Source organism: Nocardia sp. NPDC056541 (assembly GCF_042794235.1).
In the GTDB taxonomy this organism is placed as follows: Bacteria; Actinomycetota; Actinomycetes; order Mycobacteriales; family Mycobacteriaceae; genus Nocardia.
Genome location: NZ_JBHTUD010000006.1, coordinates 259070 through 274775, shown reverse-complemented (window position 1 = coordinate 274775; position 15706 = coordinate 259070). Strand labels below are relative to the sequence as shown.

General features: G+C 68.4%; 14 protein-coding genes. 8 read left to right on the top strand and 6 right to left on the bottom strand.

The window, feature by feature from the left end; all coding sequences use genetic code 11:
- Nucleotides 1-40: 40 nt before the first annotated feature.
- From ACFQ9R_RS13170 to ACFQ9R_RS13160, 3 genes are all read left to right on the top strand, one after another.
- Nucleotides 41-661 carry a TetR/AcrR family transcriptional regulator gene (locus ACFQ9R_RS13170; protein ID WP_378990668.1) on the top strand — a complete coding sequence of 207 codons (621 nt, stop codon included), beginning with the start codon at nucleotides 41-43 and terminating at the stop codon, nucleotides 659-661.
- 46 nt (nucleotides 662-707) lie between these two features.
- Entirely contained in the window at nucleotides 708-1871 is a 1164-nt protein-coding gene (locus ACFQ9R_RS13165) for an acetyl-CoA C-acetyltransferase (protein WP_378990805.1), read from the top strand.
- Nucleotides 1872-2039: 168 nt separating this feature from the next.
- A complete protein-coding gene (locus tag ACFQ9R_RS13160) occupies nucleotides 2040-4001 on the top strand; it encodes a molybdopterin-dependent oxidoreductase (protein WP_378990666.1) in 1962 nt (653 codons plus the stop codon).
- A gap of 9 nt (nucleotides 4002-4010) precedes the next feature.
- Here ACFQ9R_RS13160 and arcA read toward each other — a convergent pair whose 3' ends face one another.
- From arcA to ACFQ9R_RS13130, 6 genes are all read right to left on the bottom strand, one after another.
- Nucleotides 4011-5261, bottom strand: coding sequence for an arginine deiminase (arcA, locus tag ACFQ9R_RS13155; protein WP_378990664.1), 1251 nt, complete (start codon nucleotides 5259-5261; stop codon nucleotides 4011-4013).
- A gap of 27 nt (nucleotides 5262-5288) precedes the next feature.
- The gene (locus ACFQ9R_RS13150; RefSeq protein WP_378990663.1) at nucleotides 5289-6728 is read right to left on the bottom strand and encodes a basic amino acid/polyamine antiporter; all 1440 of its coding nucleotides are present in this window, start codon (nucleotides 6726-6728) and stop codon (nucleotides 5289-5291) included.
- Between the two features lie 369 nt (nucleotides 6729-7097).
- Complete coding sequence (locus tag ACFQ9R_RS13145; RefSeq protein ID WP_378990662.1) at nucleotides 7098-8183, bottom strand: NAD(P)H-dependent flavin oxidoreductase; 1086 nt, start codon at nucleotides 8181-8183, stop codon at nucleotides 7098-7100.
- A gap of 71 nt (nucleotides 8184-8254) precedes the next feature.
- Nucleotides 8255-9001, bottom strand: coding sequence for a CoA-transferase subunit beta (locus tag ACFQ9R_RS13140; protein ID WP_378990661.1), 747 nt, complete (start codon nucleotides 8999-9001; stop codon nucleotides 8255-8257).
- Complete coding sequence (locus tag ACFQ9R_RS13135; RefSeq protein ID WP_378990804.1) at nucleotides 8998-9888, bottom strand: CoA transferase subunit A; 891 nt, start codon at nucleotides 9886-9888, stop codon at nucleotides 8998-9000. Before ACFQ9R_RS13135 ends, ACFQ9R_RS13140 begins: the two co-directional genes overlap by 4 nt.
- Entirely contained in the window at nucleotides 9885-10649 is a 765-nt protein-coding gene (locus ACFQ9R_RS13130) for an enoyl-CoA hydratase family protein (RefSeq protein WP_056818882.1), read from the bottom strand. The genes ACFQ9R_RS13135 and ACFQ9R_RS13130 overlap by 4 nt, the downstream gene beginning before the upstream one ends.
- Nucleotides 10650-10719: 70 nt before the next feature.
- Between ACFQ9R_RS13130 and ACFQ9R_RS13125 the strand changes: the two genes are divergently transcribed.
- From ACFQ9R_RS13125 to ACFQ9R_RS13105, 5 genes are all read left to right on the top strand, one after another.
- Nucleotides 10720-11496: an SDR family oxidoreductase gene (locus ACFQ9R_RS13125; RefSeq protein WP_378990660.1), complete on the top strand. Its 777-nt coding sequence runs from the start codon at nucleotides 10720-10722 to the stop codon at nucleotides 11494-11496.
- Between the two features lie 221 nt (nucleotides 11497-11717).
- Complete coding sequence (locus tag ACFQ9R_RS13120) at nucleotides 11718-12629, top strand: SDR family oxidoreductase (protein ID WP_378990659.1); 912 nt, start codon at nucleotides 11718-11720, stop codon at nucleotides 12627-12629.
- A gap of 202 nt (nucleotides 12630-12831) precedes the next feature.
- Entirely contained in the window at nucleotides 12832-14079 is a 1248-nt protein-coding gene (locus ACFQ9R_RS13115) for a hypothetical protein (RefSeq protein WP_378990658.1), read from the top strand.
- 11 nt (nucleotides 14080-14090) lie between these two features.
- On the top strand, nucleotides 14091-14606 hold the full coding sequence (locus tag ACFQ9R_RS13110; protein ID WP_378631659.1) for an ImmA/IrrE family metallo-endopeptidase: 516 nt from the start codon (nucleotides 14091-14093) through the stop codon (nucleotides 14604-14606).
- Nucleotides 14603-15637, top strand: a complete 1035-nt coding sequence (locus ACFQ9R_RS13105; RefSeq protein ID WP_378990656.1) for a hypothetical protein — start codon at nucleotides 14603-14605, stop codon at nucleotides 15635-15637. The genes ACFQ9R_RS13110 and ACFQ9R_RS13105 overlap by 4 nt, the downstream gene beginning before the upstream one ends.
- Nucleotides 15638-15706: the final 69 nt, after the last annotated feature.

Here is a 15706-nt window from a genome sequence, read left to right as displayed (position 1 = left end):
TGGCGGGTTCTCCGAAACCAAGCAAGTGCTTGGTTGTACGATGACGGGTGTGACCGCACCCGACACCGTGAAACGCACCCGCCGCGCCGAACTCCTCGACCTCGCCGCCGACCTGTTCGCCGAACGTGGACTGCGCGCCACGACGGTGCGCGATATCGCCGACTCGGCGGGCATCTTGTCGGGCAGTCTGTATCACCATTTCGACTCCAAGGAATCGATGGTCGACGAGATCCTGCGCGGATTCCTCGACGACCTGTTCGGTCGCTACCGCGAGATCGCGGGCGCGAGCATGAGCTCGCGAGACACCCTGGAGTCCTTGGTGATCGCGTCCTACGAGTCGTTCGACCGCCATCACGCCGCCGTCGCGATCTACCAGGCCGAGGCCAAGAACCTGCGCGACGCCGAGCGGTTCGGCTACATCCGCGACTTCAACACCGAGTTCCGCGACCTATGGCACCGCGTGCTCGCCGCCGGCGTGGCCGACGGCAGCTTCCGGCCCGAACTCGACGTGGAACTGGCCTTCCGCTTCCTGCGCGACACCGTGTGGGTCGCGGTCCGCTGGTACACCCCCGGTGGCCCGATCACCGTGCAAAACCTTGCCCAGCAATATCTCACCATCGTGCTCGACGGGCTGACCCTGCCCGGGAGCACCGCGAAATAGGAGTTCCATCATGACCGCATCCGCCGAGCGCCGCCCCTATGCCCCGTTGCGGGAGGCCTATGTGATCGATGCGGTGCGTACCGCGGTCGGCAAGCGCGGTGGCGCGCTGGCCGAGGTGCATTCCGCCGATCTCGGCGCGGCCGCGCTGCGTGGGCTCGTCGAGCGCACGGGCATCGACCCGGCCGTCGTCGACGACGTGATCGTCGGTTGTGTCGACAACCTCGGTCCGCAGGCGGGCAATATCGGCCGCACCATGTGGCTGGTCGCGGGCTACCCCGAAGAGGTCCCCGGCGTCACCGTCGACCGGCAGTGCGGTTCCAGCCAGCAGGCGATCAACTTCGGCGCGCAGGCCATCATGAGCGGCACCGCCGAGGTCATCGTGGCAGGCGGCGTGCAGAACATGAGCGCCATCCCGATCGGCGCCGCCATGCTCGCGGCCAAGCCCTACGGCTTCGAGTCCTCGTTCATCGGCGCCAAGGGCTGGGACTCGCGCTACGGCACCGGCGAGGTCTCCCAGTTCAAGGGCGCCGAGATGATCGCCGAGAAGTGGGGCATCAGCCGCGAGGACATGGAGCGCTGGGCGCTGCAGAGTCATCAGCGCGCCAAGACCGCCATCACCGAGGGCCGCTTCGACAACGAGATCGTGCCGGTCGGCGACTTCACCGTCGATCAGGGTCCGCGCGAGACCAGCCTGGAGAAGATGGCGTCGCTGCAGCCGCTGTCGGAGGGCAGCCCGCTCACCGCGGCGGTGGCCAGCCAGATCTCCGACGGCGCCAGCGCCACCCTGCTCGCCTCGGAATGGGCGGTCAAGGAGTACGGCCTCACCCCGCGCGCCCGCATCCATCACGTCAGCGCGCGCGGCGCCGACCCGATCTTCATGCTCAGCGCGCCGATCCCGGCCACCCAGTGGGCGCTGGAGAAGACCGGCCTCACCATCGACGACATCGACGTCATCGAGATCAACGAGGCCTTCGCCCCCGTGGTGCTGGCCTGGATCAAGGAGATCGGCGCCGATCCCGCGAAGGTGAACGTCAACGGTGGGGCCATCGCGCTCGGCCACCCGCTCGGCGCGACCGGCGCCAAGTTGTTCGCCACCCTGCTCAACGAGCTCGAGCGGGTGAACGGCCGCTACGGCCTGCTCACCATCTGCGAGGGCGGCGGCACGGCCAACGTGACGATCATCGAGCGTCTGGACGCCGACAAGAAGTAGGACTTCGGTACGAGAAGTGGTGGTCCTCGGCGGTTTCGCCGGGGACCACTCTTCGTTCGCCACCACTGGGTCGCCGCATTCAGCGCTGGGTCGCCACATCCCAGCGCCGCAGCACGGCGGGCACGTCCGGTCTCGGCGTGGGTGATTCATCCCACCTATGATGGCCTGGTGAAGGTGCTCGGTGCATGCCCGCTCGACTGCCCCGACGCGTGCTCATGGGTGGTGACCGTCGAGGACGGGGTGGCCACGGGGCTGCGCGGGAACAAGGACCATCCGGTCACGCGCGGTGCGCTGTGCGTGAAGGTGAACCGGTATCTCGAGCAGGTCGGTGCGCCGGGCAGACTCCGGTATCCGATGCGCCGGGTGGGGCCGAAGGGGTCGGGCCAGTTCGAGCGGATCAGCTGGGACGATGCGCTCGACGAGATCGCCACGCGCCTCACCGGCATCATCGACGAATTCGGTGGTGAGGCGGTCTGGCCGTTCCACGGCACCGGCAGCCTGGGCTATATCCAAGGGCTGGAAGGCTTTCCGGGGCGCAGGATGTTCAACCTGCTTGGGGCGTCGCATCACGCGCCGACCATCTGCTCGGTCGCGGGCGGCACCGGCCTGCGCTACACCCTCGGCACCTCCGGCGGCATGGACCCCGAGGACTTCGCGCAGTCGAAACTGATCCTGCTGTGGGGCACCAACCCGCTCACCTCCGGCCATCATCTGTGGAAGTTCGTGCAGGACAGCGGCGCGTACCTGGTGTCGATCGACCCGGTGCGCACCAAGACCTCCGAACGCTGCGACGAGCACATCGCCCCGCTGCCCGGCACCGACGCGGCGCTGGCACTCGGCCTGCTGCACGTGATCGTCTCGCTCGGCGCGCAGGACGAGGAGTTCATCGCCGAACACACCGAGGGCTGGCCCGAATTCCGGGACCGCATCACCGAATTCACGCCGGAACGCACCGCGGCGATCACGGGCGTTCCCGAAGATCAGATCGTCGCGCTCGGTGCGCGGATCGCGCGCACCAGGCCGACCGCGATCCGCGCCTCCCAGGGCATGCAGCGCCACGCCGGCGGCGGGATGGCCCTGCGCGTGCTCGCCTGCCTGCCCGGCGTCACCGGCGACTGGGCGATACCCGGTGGGGGACTGCACTATTCGACCAGCGGGCACTTCCGGCTCGACGAAGCCGCGCTGACCCGCGACGACCTGCTGCCGCACCCGGTCCGCACACTCTCGATGACCAGACTCGGCGAAGCCCTGCTCGAGACCGATGAGCCGCCGGTGAAGGCACTGTTCGTGATCGGGGCCAATCCGGTCGGCTCGAATCCCGACCAGCGTCGCGTGATCGAGGGGCTGTCACGCGAGGACCTGTTCACCGTGGTCCTCGAGCACTTCGGCACCGACACCGTCGACTACGCCGACATCGTGCTCCCCGCCACGATGCAACCCGAGCACCTCGACGTGCTCGCCGGCTACGGCCACCTCTACCTGATCTGGAACGAGCCCGCCGTCGAGCCGCCGGGCGAATGCCTGTCCACGACAGAGACTTTCCGCAGACTCTCGCATCGGCTGGGTCTGACCGAACCGGCGCTGTACGACTCCGACGAAGAATTGGCCGGCCAGCTGCTGAAGGGCTACGACCTCGACCGGCTCAGGGCCGAGGGGTTCCTCAAGGTGCAGGCCGGTCCGGTGCCCGCGGGCAAGCTCCAGTTCGTTTCCGCCAGAGCGGAATCGGCGGGTCACGACCCGCTGCCGGACTACACACCCCCCGCTGATTCCGGCGACGGTCTGGTGCTGATCTCCGCCGCCTCGCACTACTTCCTGAACAGTTCCTTCGGCTCCAACCTGGAATTGCGGCGTCGCGCAGGCGAATCCAGCATCACCCTGCACCCCGGCGACGCCGCCGCGCGGGGCATCGCCGACGGCGCCGCGGTGGTCGTCTCCAACGATCGCGGCTCCTTCGAGGCCGTCGCCGAGGTATCGGACCGGGTGCGGCCCGGAGTCGCAGGCACCACCAAGGGCCGCTGGGCGAAGTTCACCGGCGGTGCCACCGTGAACGCCACGATCGCCGAACGAGATTCGGACTACGGCGGTGGCGCGGTGTTCCACGACAACCGCGTCGAGGTGCGCCCCCGCTGATCGCCGCGTTCAGAACTCGACGGCGTCGCGGATCAGCGGACAGGTCATGCAGTGGCCGCCGCCGCGGCCGCGGCCGAGTTCGGCGCCGACGATGGTGATCACCTCGACGCCTTCCTTGCGCAGGGCCGCGTTGGTGTGGGTGTTGCGGTCGTAGGCGAACACGACGCCGGGTTCGACCGCGACCAGGTTGTTGCCGCTGTCCCACTGCTGGCGTTCGTTGGCGTAGTAGCCGCCGCCGGTCTCGACCACCCGCAGCTTCGGCAGGTTCAGCGATGCGGCCACCACGTCGAGGAACGGCGCGGTCTCCTCGGTCACCTCGACTCCGGGTGCGCGGTCGCTGGGCCGCAGGGAGAACGGGTGGATGTTGTAGACGATGTCGGGATACACCGTCACCAGGTCGCGGTCGGCGAAGGTGAACACGGTGTCGAGGTGCATGGCCGAGCGCAGCTTCGGCATCCCCGCCACGATCACGCGCTCGGCGGCGCCTGCGGCGAACAGCGACGCGGCGACCTGGGTGATCGCCTGCCGGGACGTCCGTTCGCTCATCCCGACCAGCACCACCCCGTTGCCGACCGGCATCACATCGCCGCCCTCGAAAGTGGCCAGCCCCCAATCCTGTTCGGGATCTCCCCACCAGACCTTCGCGCCGGTGAAGTCGGGATGGAACGCGTAGATCGCCGCCATCAGCAGCGTCTCGTCGTGCCGGGCGGGCCAGTACAGCGGATTGAGGGTGACGCCGCCGTAGAGCCAGCAGGTGGTGTCGCGGGTGTAGAGCGTGTTCGGCAGCGGCGGCATCAGATACTCACGGACCCCGGCCTGCTCGCGCGCCAGCGCCAGGTAACCGGAACGGAATTCGGCGGGCAGGTCCGCGGTCGCGAGTCCGCCGATGAGGTAGGTCGCCAGGGTCCGGTCGTCCACCGAGTCCAGGTAGGCCCTGGTGTCGTCGATCAGCCCGAGCCCGACTTCGTTGGCCACGATCTTGCGGTCGAGAATCCAGTCCTTCGCGCCGGGCACGGCGAGGGTCTCGGCGAGCAGATTGTGCAGCTCGACCACCTCGACGCCACGGTCGCGCATCTTCGTCATGAAATCGAAGTGGTCGCGCTTGGCGTTCTGCACCCACAGCACGTCGTCGAAGAGCAGGTCGTCGCAGTTGGTCGGGGTGAGCCGTTCGTGCGCCAGGCCGGGCGCGCAGACCAGCACCTTGCGCAGCGTGCCGACTTCGGAATGGACGCCGAACGCGGTGGCGGGGGTTCCGGTCATTTCTGCTCCTCGAAAGATCGGGCGGACTCAGATCGAGATGGCGCCGGTCGCCAGGCTGACGATGCCGACAACGGCGCCGAGGGCGACGGCGCCGAACAGGACCGCCTCCCAGAGCGAGAAGATCCGCTTGCCCGCCTCGCGACGGGTCAGGGCGAACAGGATGGTGCCGGGCGCGTAGATGATGCACGACAGCAGCAGGAATTCGAGGCCGGCCGCGACGAGCATGAACGCGGTGTAGAAGGTGGCGACGAACGCGATGACGAGCTCTTTGGTGCGGTCGCCCGGCTGGATCCGCTCGTAGGTCTCCCTGGTGTAGGCGAGCTTGAGCGCGTAGGCCGCGGCCAGCAGGTACGGCACCAGCGACAGCGAACTGCACAGTTTGAGGGTGAAGGTGAACGCGTCGTCGGAGAACAGCGTGGTGACCAGCACGATCTGGATCAGCACGGTGGTGAAGATCAGCGCGACCACCGGCACATTCGCGGCGTTGACCCGAGCCAGGAACGACGGCATGTCCCGGTCCTTCGCCGCCACGAACAGCACCTCCGCGGCCATCAGCGTCCAGGCCAGGTAGGCGCCGAGGACCGAGATGATCAGTCCGATACTGATGAACCAGGCACCCCAGGTACCGACAGCGGATTCGAAGACCGGCGACATCGACGGCTGCTGCGCCACGGCGAGTTCGTCACGCGGCATGATGCCGAACGACACCATGGTCACCGACGCGAAAATAGCCAGCACGCTGAGGAAGCCGAGCACGGTGGCGCGACCGATGTCCTCGCGCTTGCGCGCGTACCTGGAGTACACGCTCGCACCCTCGATGCCGAGGAACACGAACACTGTCACCAACATGGTCGAACGCACCTGTTCGACCAGCGATTCGGAATACGCGTCGCCGCCCCAGAAGTTGTCCGCGAAGACACCGGGGTCGAAGTAGAACAGCAGCACCACGATGAACACCAGGATCGGCACCAGCTTGGCCACGGTGACGATCTGGTTGATGGTGGCGGCTTCCTGGATCCCGCGCAGCACCATGAAATGGAACGCCCAGATGCACACCGTCGACAGCAGGACCGCGGGAACGGTGTTGCCCTCACCGAAGATGGGCAGCACCTGCCCGAGGGTGGACTTGATCAGCACCCAGTAGCTGACATTGCCGACACAGGCGCTGGCCCAGTACCCGAACGCGGAGAAGAAACCGAGGTACTCACCGAAGCCGGCCTTCGCGTAGGCGTAGACACCGGCGTCGAGGTCTGGTTTGCGCACGGCCAGCGTCTGGAAGACGAACGCCAGCATCAGCATTCCGGTGCCGGCGATCGTCCAGGCGATGATCGCGCCGAATCCGCCGGTGGCCTGGCCGAAGTTGCGCGGCAGCGAGAAGACGCCCGCACCGACCATGGAGCCGACCACCATCGCCGACAAGGTCAGCAGCGGCATCTTCTTGGTCGCGGTCTGTTCCGAGGCTGTCATCGCGCTACTCCTGCGGGTCGGTGTGGCGATGGGGCGGACACGGGCCGAGGGGCGCGGCGAGGAGGGTGGCAATCATCGCGCATACCGGCACCGTGGAGTCGTGGACCTGCCGTGAGAACTCGGCGTCCATGCGACCTCCCGGTGCAATGTCGATGTCCGGCAAACTTTAGGCGACCGGGCACCGTCGGGAGCGGGCTCGAGCGCGTGTCGCGACTATGAGACGCCCTGAACCGAAAATGCACCGGACCCGATGCGCACCTCGTGAGTGCGGCATCGGGTCCGGTGCTCGATCGCCCCCGTGGGACCGACGGTTGGCTCAGGGCCGTCGATCGGGGCGAGTTCGTGGCGGGAGCCGGGTGCGGCTCCGGGTCAGTGGGCTTCGGCGGCGGACTCGACGGTGAGCGCCGAGACCGCCTCGATCCGGACGATGGCGTCGGCGACGATCCCGTCGATCAGCTCCGCCACCGTCGGCAGGCTGTCGATGATGCCGGTGACCTGGCCCGCGGGCAGCACGCCCGCGTCGGTGCGGCCCTCGACGAGACCGGCCTTGGTCAGCATCGCCGAGTTCGCCGCCATCACGACCTGAGACCAGCTGAGGTCCTTGGTCTTTCGCATGGCCAGACCGTCACGCATCAGCGTCGACCATTTCATGCCGGTCATGCTCTTGAACTTGGCCGCGTTCGACACCGCCGCCGACAGGCCGCGCCAGCCGCCGGAGTGCTCGAGCTTGGTCACCAGTTCGGTGTTGAGCATCCGATGCGGCATGCCGTCGACCTTCACCGACACCACCGTGTCCCCGAGGCCGCGCGCCAGGTACTCCTGCTTCACGGCCTCGGGAACGGTGCTCTCCTGGGTGAGCAGGAAGCGGGTGCCCATCGCGACACCGGCCGCGCCGTAGGACAGCGCGGCGGCCAGGCCGCGACCGTCGAAGAAGCCACCCGCCGCGATCACCGGGATATCGACCGCGTCGAGCACCGACGGCAGCAGCAGCGTGGTGGCGACCGGGCCGGTGTGCCCACCGCCCTCACCGCCCTGCACGATCACCGCGTCGGCGCCCCAGGACGCCACCTTCACCGCGTGCTTGGCGGCACCGATCGACGGAACTACCACGACACCGGCGTCTTTGAGCCGGGCGATGAGTTCCTTCTTCGGCGCGAGCGCGAAGGACGCGACGCGTACCTGCTCGCGGATGAGCAGCTCGATGCGCTCGCCCGCGTCGGTGGCGTCGGCGCGGATGTTCACGCCGAAGGGTTTGTCGGTGAGCGACTTGGTCTTGGCGACCGCCGCCTCGAGCTCCTCGAACGTCATCGTCGCCGAGGCGAGAATGCCGAGTCCGCCCGCGTTGGCGGTGGCCGCGACCAGTCGGGGGCCGGCGACCCAACCCATGCCGGTCTGTACGACCGGGTGCTCGATGCCGACCAGCTCGGTCAGCGGAGTCCGCAAGCGCGCGCTCATACTGTCTCCTCTCGGCGTGCTCGGGCGGCCTGCGTGGTTACGCTCCGCTGCCGCCTCCGGCCGCTGACCGCTCACGCCGCTACTTCCTTCTCCCGGAAACCCTTGGGATCGAGCACGGTTCGGATGATCCGCAGCTCTTCCTCGGTCGGCAGCCTGGTCTCGCCCGCCGAACCCAGCTCGGCGATCTCGAAGGAGGTGTTCTCCGCGACCTCGGCCGCGCTCACGCCCGGGTGCAGCGACAGCGCGCGCAGGGTGTGGTCGGGGCCGTTGAAGTCGAACACGCCCAGGTTGGTCACCACCCGGTGCAGATGATGGAAGCGGTACGCGGGATTCTCGGGATCGATTCTGTCGTAACCGATTCCGGAGATGATGTCGACCTTCTCGACGAACACCCGGTTGTTGTGGCGGGGCACGAAGTAGCTGGTCGCGTGGTTGATGGTGTTGCCGGGCGCGCCACGCACACCGAACATCTGCCTGGTCGGCTGTTGGAGCGGACCGAAGGCCGACAGGTTCTGATTGCCGAACCGGTCGATCTGGTTGGCGCCCATCACCACATGGCGACGGCCCGAGGCGACAACGTCGAACACCCGGGAGAACGGAATCCAGCCCTCGACAGGGGCTTTGGCCCCGATCGCCGGTACCTCGGCGAAGAACAGCGCCTCGCCGTCGGACAGCAGCAGGTCGGGTTCGAAGGTGAGCCGGGCCAGCCGGGCGCCGATGGTGGTGACCGTCGACATCGGGCTGGCCATGATCTCACCGGCCCCGCGGAAGATCTCCGCGGCGGCGACAACGCAGACCTCGGCACGAGTAATTGTCATAGCTTCTGCTCCTCAGCGAACGCGGCTACCGCGGACTGGTATTCCTCTTCGGAGACATCCAGGTAGCGGGCCTTGAACTCGGCCCACGACTCCGGCGTCTTCGCGGCCGCCACATAGTGCTTCTGAAACTTCTCGTCGCGCCCGTAGCTGCCGGAGAAGGTGAAGTGCGCGCCACCGGGCGACTCGACCACACCGTCGACCAGCATGCGGTTGAGGATGATTGCCTGCTGTGGAACGGCTTTCACCAGTTCCTCGGTCTCGACGATGCGATCCACCGAGACGTAGCGACGCTCCGCCGCCAGGCAGTACAGATCGTCGAAGTACGGGTCGACGCCCGTGTAGGCGGCGTTGCCGTGCTTGTCGGCCAGATCCAGGTGCACGAACGACGCGTCGAGATTCAACGCGGGCATCGCGACCAGGGTCTCGACGCGACCGTCGGCGGCGGGATACGGCGACGCGACGGTCTTCAGCTCGCCCTCCCAGAAGTCGAGCACCGCCGATCCGAGCCCGGCCCGGATCGGCAGGAAGGGCAGTCGCGCGGCGGCCGCTTGCAGCCCGCACTTCACCATTCCCTCGTCCATCTCGCGCACGGTGATCGCGCCCTCGGTGCGCGCCTTCGCGAACCACGGGTCGTAGAACGGCGCCGAATCCAGCGACACGAACCCGTAGTACGCCTTGCGAACCTTGCCCGCCGAACACAGCAGCCCCAGGTCGGGGCCGCCGTAGGTGACCACGGTCAGGTCGGTGACGTCGGAGCGCAGCAGGGCGCGCACCAGCGCCATCGGCTTGCGTCGTGAACCCCAGCCGCCGATGCCGATGGTCATGCCGCTGCGCAGCTCACCGACCACCTCGTCGAGGGTCATTCTCTTGTCGCGCATGGCTTTCAGCTCTCCTTCTTCTGCGCGGCGAGATCGTCGTCGAAGCGCGCCCTGATCTCGTCGGCGACACCGGCGAGGTTGAGCTCCATCGTGAAGCCCTGCTCGTAGCGGTAGGAACGGTGCACGTCCTGCACGTCGATGCCGTTGAGCGCGCGTTTGGCGGCGCGGATCACGCGGCCGTCCTTGTTCGCGATGTTCTTCGCCACGTCCATCGCGGCGGCGTCGAGTTCGGCGCGCGGCACCACCTTGTACACCGAGCCGAAGTGGTGCAGCTGCTGGGCGGTGAGCTTGCCCGCGGTGTAGAACATGGTGCGCATCAGGTGCTGGGGGACCAGCCGGGACAGGTGCGTGGCGGCGCCGAGCGCGCCACGGTCCACTTCGGGCAGGCCGAAGGTGGCGTCGTCGGAGGCGACGATGACGTCGGAGTTGCCGACCAGGCCGATGCCGCCGCCGAGGCAGAAGCCGTTCACTGCGGTGACCACGGGCACCTCGCAGTCGTAGACCGCGGCGAAGGCGTCGAAACAGCCGTGGTTGGCGCGGATCAGCGCGGTATGGCCGACGTCGGCGTTCATCTCCTTGATGTCGACGCCCGCGTTGAACCCGCGGCCCTCCGCGCGCAGCACGACCACCCGGGTCTCCTGGTTGCGGCCCGCTGCCCGGACGGCGTCGGCCAGTGCGAACCAGCCGTCCGAGGGCAGGGCGTTGACCGGCGGGTAGTCGACTGTGACGACCTCTACCCCGTCGGCTTCGGTGTGACGGTTTATCCCCATCGCGATGTCTCCTCGTGCGCGCCCCGGCGAACCCGAGACAAAGCAAGCAATTGCTTGGTAGGTTAACACGGTGGCTGTAGAAATCGACCTTTCCGAGCAGATCGTTCTGGTGACGGGTGGCGTCCGAGGTGTCGGCGCCGGAATCAGCCGGGCCTTCCTCACCGCGGGCGCGACGGTGCTGACCTGCGCACGCAGACCGGCCGACGAGCCGATCGCGGTAGGGGACCGCGGCACCGAACACCTCACCTGCGATGTGCGCGATGTCGACGCGGTGCCGGCGATGTTCGCCGAGATCGTTGCCAGGCACGGCCGGATCGACCATGTGGTGAACAACGCGGGTGGTGCGCCGTTCGCGATGGCCGACGCCGCGGGCCCCAAATTCCACGCCAAGATCGTGGAGCTGAACCTCCTCGCGCCGCTGCTGATCTCGCAGCAGGCGAACGCGTTGATGCAGAAGCAGGACGCGGGCGGCTCGATCGTGATGATCACCAGCGTCAGCGGCCACCGCCCCTCACCCGGCACCGCCGCCTACGGCGCGGCCAAGGCGGGCCTGGACAACCTGGTCTCCTCGCTGGCCGTCGAATGGGCCCCGAAAGTCCGGCTCAACTCCGTCGTCGTCGGCCCGGTGGAAACCGAACTCAGCCACCTGCACTACGGCGACGCCGACGGAGTCGCCGCCGTAGCGAAGACCGTCCCCCTCGGCCGCCTGGCCAACCCCGCCGACGTCGGCAACGCCGCGCTGTTCCTGGCCTCCCCCCTGGCCGCCCACATCAGCGGCGCCGCCCTGCTCGTCCACGGCGGCGGCGAACGCCCCGCCTTCCTGGACGCCGCCAACACGAACAACTAGCCGCCGATGCGAACCCGCAGTAGTCATCCCGTCCAGCGACTGAACATTCCCCACCTGCCGCAACCAACGCCACCCACCCAACCCAACCACCACGATTTTCGGCCGCCTCGCATCCGAAGGGCGAGACGGAACGCCGAAGGCGCAGTATCGCCCTTCGGATGTGAGGCCCTCAGGGCCGAAAATCCCGCGGCGCCAGCCGCCAATAAACACAGGAGCTACACATGACTGACCAGGTGATCTGCGCAGGCCGCACCGTAATCGTCACCGGCGCAGGCCGCGGAATCGGCCGCGCCCACGCCCTGGCCTTCGCCGCAGCGGGCGCCCGCGTGGTGGTCAACGATGTCGGCACCGCCCTCGACGGCGCAGCCACCACGGAAACCCCCGCCCAGCAAGTCGTCGACGAGATCGTCGCGGCCGGTGGCGAGGCCGTCGCCAACTACGACGACGTCGCCGACTGGGAAGGCGCCCGCCGCCTGATCCGTCAGGCCGTCGACACCTTCGGCGGCCTCGACGTGCTGGTCAACAACGCGGGCTTCGTGCGTGACCGCATGCTGGTGAACCTCGGCGAGGACGAGTGGGACGCTGTCGTACGCGTGCACCTCAAGGGCCACTTCGCCACCATGCGGCACGCGGCCGAGTACTGGCGGGGCGAGTCGAAGGCGGGCCGCCCGGTGGACGCCCGCGTGATCAACACCAGCTCCGGCGCCGGTCTGCAGGGCAGCGTCGGCCAGGGCAACTACGGCGCCGCCAAGGCGGGTATCGCGGGTCTCACACTGACCGCGTCGGCCGAGTTCGGGCGCTACGGCGTGACCGTGAACGCCATCGCTCCCGCCGCCCGCACCCGGATGACCGAGACGGTCTTCGCCGACACCATGTCCGCCCCCGACGCGGGCTTCGACGCGATGGCTCCGGAGAACGTCTCACCGCTGGTGGTGTGGCTCGGCAGCACCGAATCCGCCGGGGTGACCGGCCGGATGTTCGAGGTAGAAGGCGGAAAGGTGGCGCTGGCGCAGGGCTGGATGCACGGCACCCCGGTCGATCGCGGCGCTCGCTGGAACCCCGCCGAACTGGGTCCGGTCGTCAAGGAACTGATCGAGAAGAGCACCCCGCCGGAGCCTGTGTACGGCGCATAGCAAACTTTGAGGCGTGCGGCCGGGGAAATGTCCCCGGCCTGCACTTATGGCATGTCACACACGTCCAGGGGGCTGGACGACTCTTGCTCTCTTCTGCGGTCCCGGGACCGTGGGTTTACTATGGGCTACTGTTCGTCGATCCCGGAATGTGTCGCGACCGGGGGTAATTCTGCGCTGAATAACTAAGGGGATGATCTAGCGCATGGCCATTGGTCGCATGTTGCGCGTGTTTGCCGCTGCGAGTGTGCTGGCCGGCTGTGCGTTGTTAGGGCCCGCGGTCGCCATGGCCGCCCCGGAAAAGCCGCCGACGCCTGCCGCGCAGGCCCCCGGCAGCGGAAGCTCGGGGCAGGGCAACGGCAGCGGTGGCAACGGCGGTCAGAGCACTCCGACTCCCAAGCCCGATGAGCTCAGCCTGCCCGGTCAGGGGCAGACCCAAGGCAACGGTCAGGCGACCAACCCGGCTCCCGGTTCCGACCCGGTTGCTCCGCAGGCGGGCGCCCCGGTCGCCGGTGAAGGCGAATGGACCCCGCTCACCATCCCCGGCCAGTCCAGCGCTGACGTTCCCAAGAAAGAAGTCGCGGGCCCGCTCTCCGGTTCGGCTGCCGCGGGTTCGGCCGCGGCAGGCGCGGGTTCGGCCGCCGCGGGCGTGGTCCTCGGTACCGGTTCCGCGGGGCTCGGAGTGCTGCTCGGTACCGGTTCGGCAGGTCTCGGGGTGGTCCTCGGTACCGGTTCCGCTGGCGTGGCCGCCGTCCTCGGCACCGGCTCGGCAGGCGCCGCCGCAGTGCTCGGCACGGGTTCGGCCGGTGCCGCGGCGGTACTCGGCACGGGTTCGGCCGGTGCCGCGGCGGTACTCGGTACCGGCTCGGCCGCAGTCGGCTCGGCCGCCGCGGGTACCGGCTCGGCCGCCCTCGGCGCGGGCTCGGCTGTCCTCGGAACAGGTTCTGCCGCAGTGGGTTCCGCTGCCGCCGGTTCCGCCGCTGTCGGTTCCGCGGGTGCGGGCTCGGCCGCTGTCGGTTCCGCCGCTGTCGGTTCGGCGGCGGTCGGCTCGGCCTCGCCCCTGCTGTTGTTGCTGATCCCGATCCCTTCGGTCCCGGCCGTTCCGGCGCTTCCGTCGATCGCGATCCCACTCACTCCCGCGGTCCCCGGTGTCCCGAATATCGCTGTGGCAGTACCCATTCCAGCCGCCGCACCACCGGCGGCCGAGGCTCCGGCCCCCGCCGCACCACCCGCCGCGGCGGCACCGGCACCGGCGGCCAAGCCGAACCACGAGTTCAAGCCGACCAGTGACAACAGCGGCCTGCCCGAACCCGAACTCCTGTCGGTGATCGGCGGCCTGATAGCGCTCACACTGGCCGGAACCGGTTCGGGCGCAGTGAGTTTCCAAGGTGCCGCGGCAGCCCAAGCGCGGGTGAACGCGGCGCGTGCCGAGTTCTTCGGACCGAGGTCGTGAGGGGATCTTCGATGAGTAAGAGCAAGACCCAGAGCACCTCCCGGTCCTATCGCCGCGTCGCCGCCGCCGTCGACGCGGTGTGCGCGGTGGCCGCCGACTCCGACGCCACCAGCCTCGACGAGGTGGTCCATGCCATCTCGCTGGAGCGCAAACGCGAAATCGAGATCACCAGCGCGAACCTCGGCCCCGGCGTGTGCGGTCAGCGCCGGTTCTACCCCGAACGCGACATCATCGTGCTCGCCGACGCTCTCCCGAGTCGCGATCACACCCTCGCCCACGAACTCGGCCACATCGTCTTCGACCACGAGGGCGCGCCCGCGGTGGAGACGACCCTCGAGGTCAGCGACGATCTGATCGCCTACATGCTCAGCCAGCGCGCCCACGCGCAGATCGTCGACGACGGCGCCGACGATCTCGCCGAATGGGAAGCCGAGACCTTCGCGGCCATGCTCATGACGCGCCTGCGCGTATTCAGCAACCGGGGCGCAGGCGTCTCGGTCCTTCGATTCGATGAGGCACTCGGATGACACTCTGGTTGACAGCCCTGCTGGTCTGGGTTGCCGCGGGTGCGCGAGTGGGTCGCGTGCTGGTGAAGCCCGCGACGACCGCCCGCGTGGCCATCGTCGTCGCGGTCGCCGCCGTGGCACTCGCGGTCACCGTCGCCATACCCGAGATGGCTGTTGCCGTCGACAACCTGATGAAGGGCGGTGTGCACAGCGGCTGGCTGTCCACCGGTCTCGTGATCTCCGCCTGGATCCTGTTCACCACGGCCACCTCGGTGGTGGCCTCGGCCGCGTGGCCGGTGGTCTCGCGGCGCAACCTGCGCCAGGTCGCGATGGTCGTGTACGGCATCGGCGCGGTGGCGATCGCGATCACCCTGGCGTGGTCGTTCACCTTCGGCTGGATCGCCGTCGCGCTCGGCGCGGTGTTCATCGTCACCACCGGTCTGCGCAACCTGGACTGGACGATCCTCGGTCGTGGCATCGCCATCTACATCACGGGCACCGCGATGGTCGCGGTGCTCGCGGTCGCCAATGTGGGCCGCGCGTTCCGGAATGCCGCGCCGACGCCGCCCAACGAACCGCTGTGGGGCTGGGCCGCGTGGGAGATCGCGGCGCTGCTGATCGCGCTCGGTGCCGTGTCGATCGTGATCGAGCTGTGGTGGCGGGCCAAGCTCCTGCTGCGCAAGATCCGTCCGCTGCACCAGTTGATGGTCGGCCGGTTCCCCGAGGTGGTCGCGCCCGAACAGAACGCCACCTCGGCCCAGCTCAAGGCTTCCGATCACATGGCACAGGTGATGGACGCGCTGTATCTGCTCTCCGGCAGCGGCATCGTGATCCCGGCGGCCGGTGAGCCGCCGAGTTCGGTGCCGCAGCGGGCCGCGGTGGTGGCCGAGTGGGCGCGAAATCCGTTGGGGGACTTGTTCGTCGACGCGCGGTGGATCGCACCGCCGCCCGGCATCAGCCCCCGCGGCTGGGTGCTGGCGCTGTCGAATCAGTACGAGTACGCGGTGGCCGACGCGAAGACGGCACCGCAGAACGCCGCTTCCTCGACCTAGGTCCATACGCAGAAAACGGGCCTGAGCTGGTGATTTACACCGTCTCAGGCCCGTTGTCTGCGTATCCGA

Coding starts and splice junctions, on each gene's coding strand:
- ACFQ9R_RS13110 (WP_378631659.1), top strand. CDS start 14,091: ATGAGTAAGAGCAAGACCCAGAGCACCTCCCGGTCCTATCGCCGCGTC.
- ACFQ9R_RS13170 (WP_378990668.1), top strand. CDS start 41: ATGACGGGTGTGACCGCACCCGACACCGTGAAACGCACCCGCCGCGCC.
- ACFQ9R_RS13130 (WP_056818882.1), bottom strand. CDS start 10,649: ATGGGGATAAACCGTCACACCGAAGCCGACGGGGTAGAGGTCGTCACA.
- ACFQ9R_RS13150 (WP_378990663.1), bottom strand. CDS start 6,728: ATGACAGCCTCGGAACAGACCGCGACCAAGAAGATGCCGCTGCTGACC.
- ACFQ9R_RS13105 (WP_378990656.1), top strand. CDS start 14,603: ATGACACTCTGGTTGACAGCCCTGCTGGTCTGGGTTGCCGCGGGTGCG.
- ACFQ9R_RS13140 (WP_378990661.1), bottom strand. CDS start 9,001: ATGACAATTACTCGTGCCGAGGTCTGCGTTGTCGCCGCCGCGGAGATC.
- arcA (WP_378990664.1), bottom strand. CDS start 5,261: ATGACCGGAACCCCCGCCACCGCGTTCGGCGTCCATTCCGAAGTCGGC.
- ACFQ9R_RS13120 (WP_378990659.1), top strand. CDS start 11,718: ATGACTGACCAGGTGATCTGCGCAGGCCGCACCGTAATCGTCACCGGC.
- ACFQ9R_RS13145 (WP_378990662.1), bottom strand. CDS start 8,183: ATGAGCGCGCGCTTGCGGACTCCGCTGACCGAGCTGGTCGGCATCGAG.
- ACFQ9R_RS13115 (WP_378990658.1), top strand. CDS start 12,832: ATGGCCATTGGTCGCATGTTGCGCGTGTTTGCCGCTGCGAGTGTGCTG.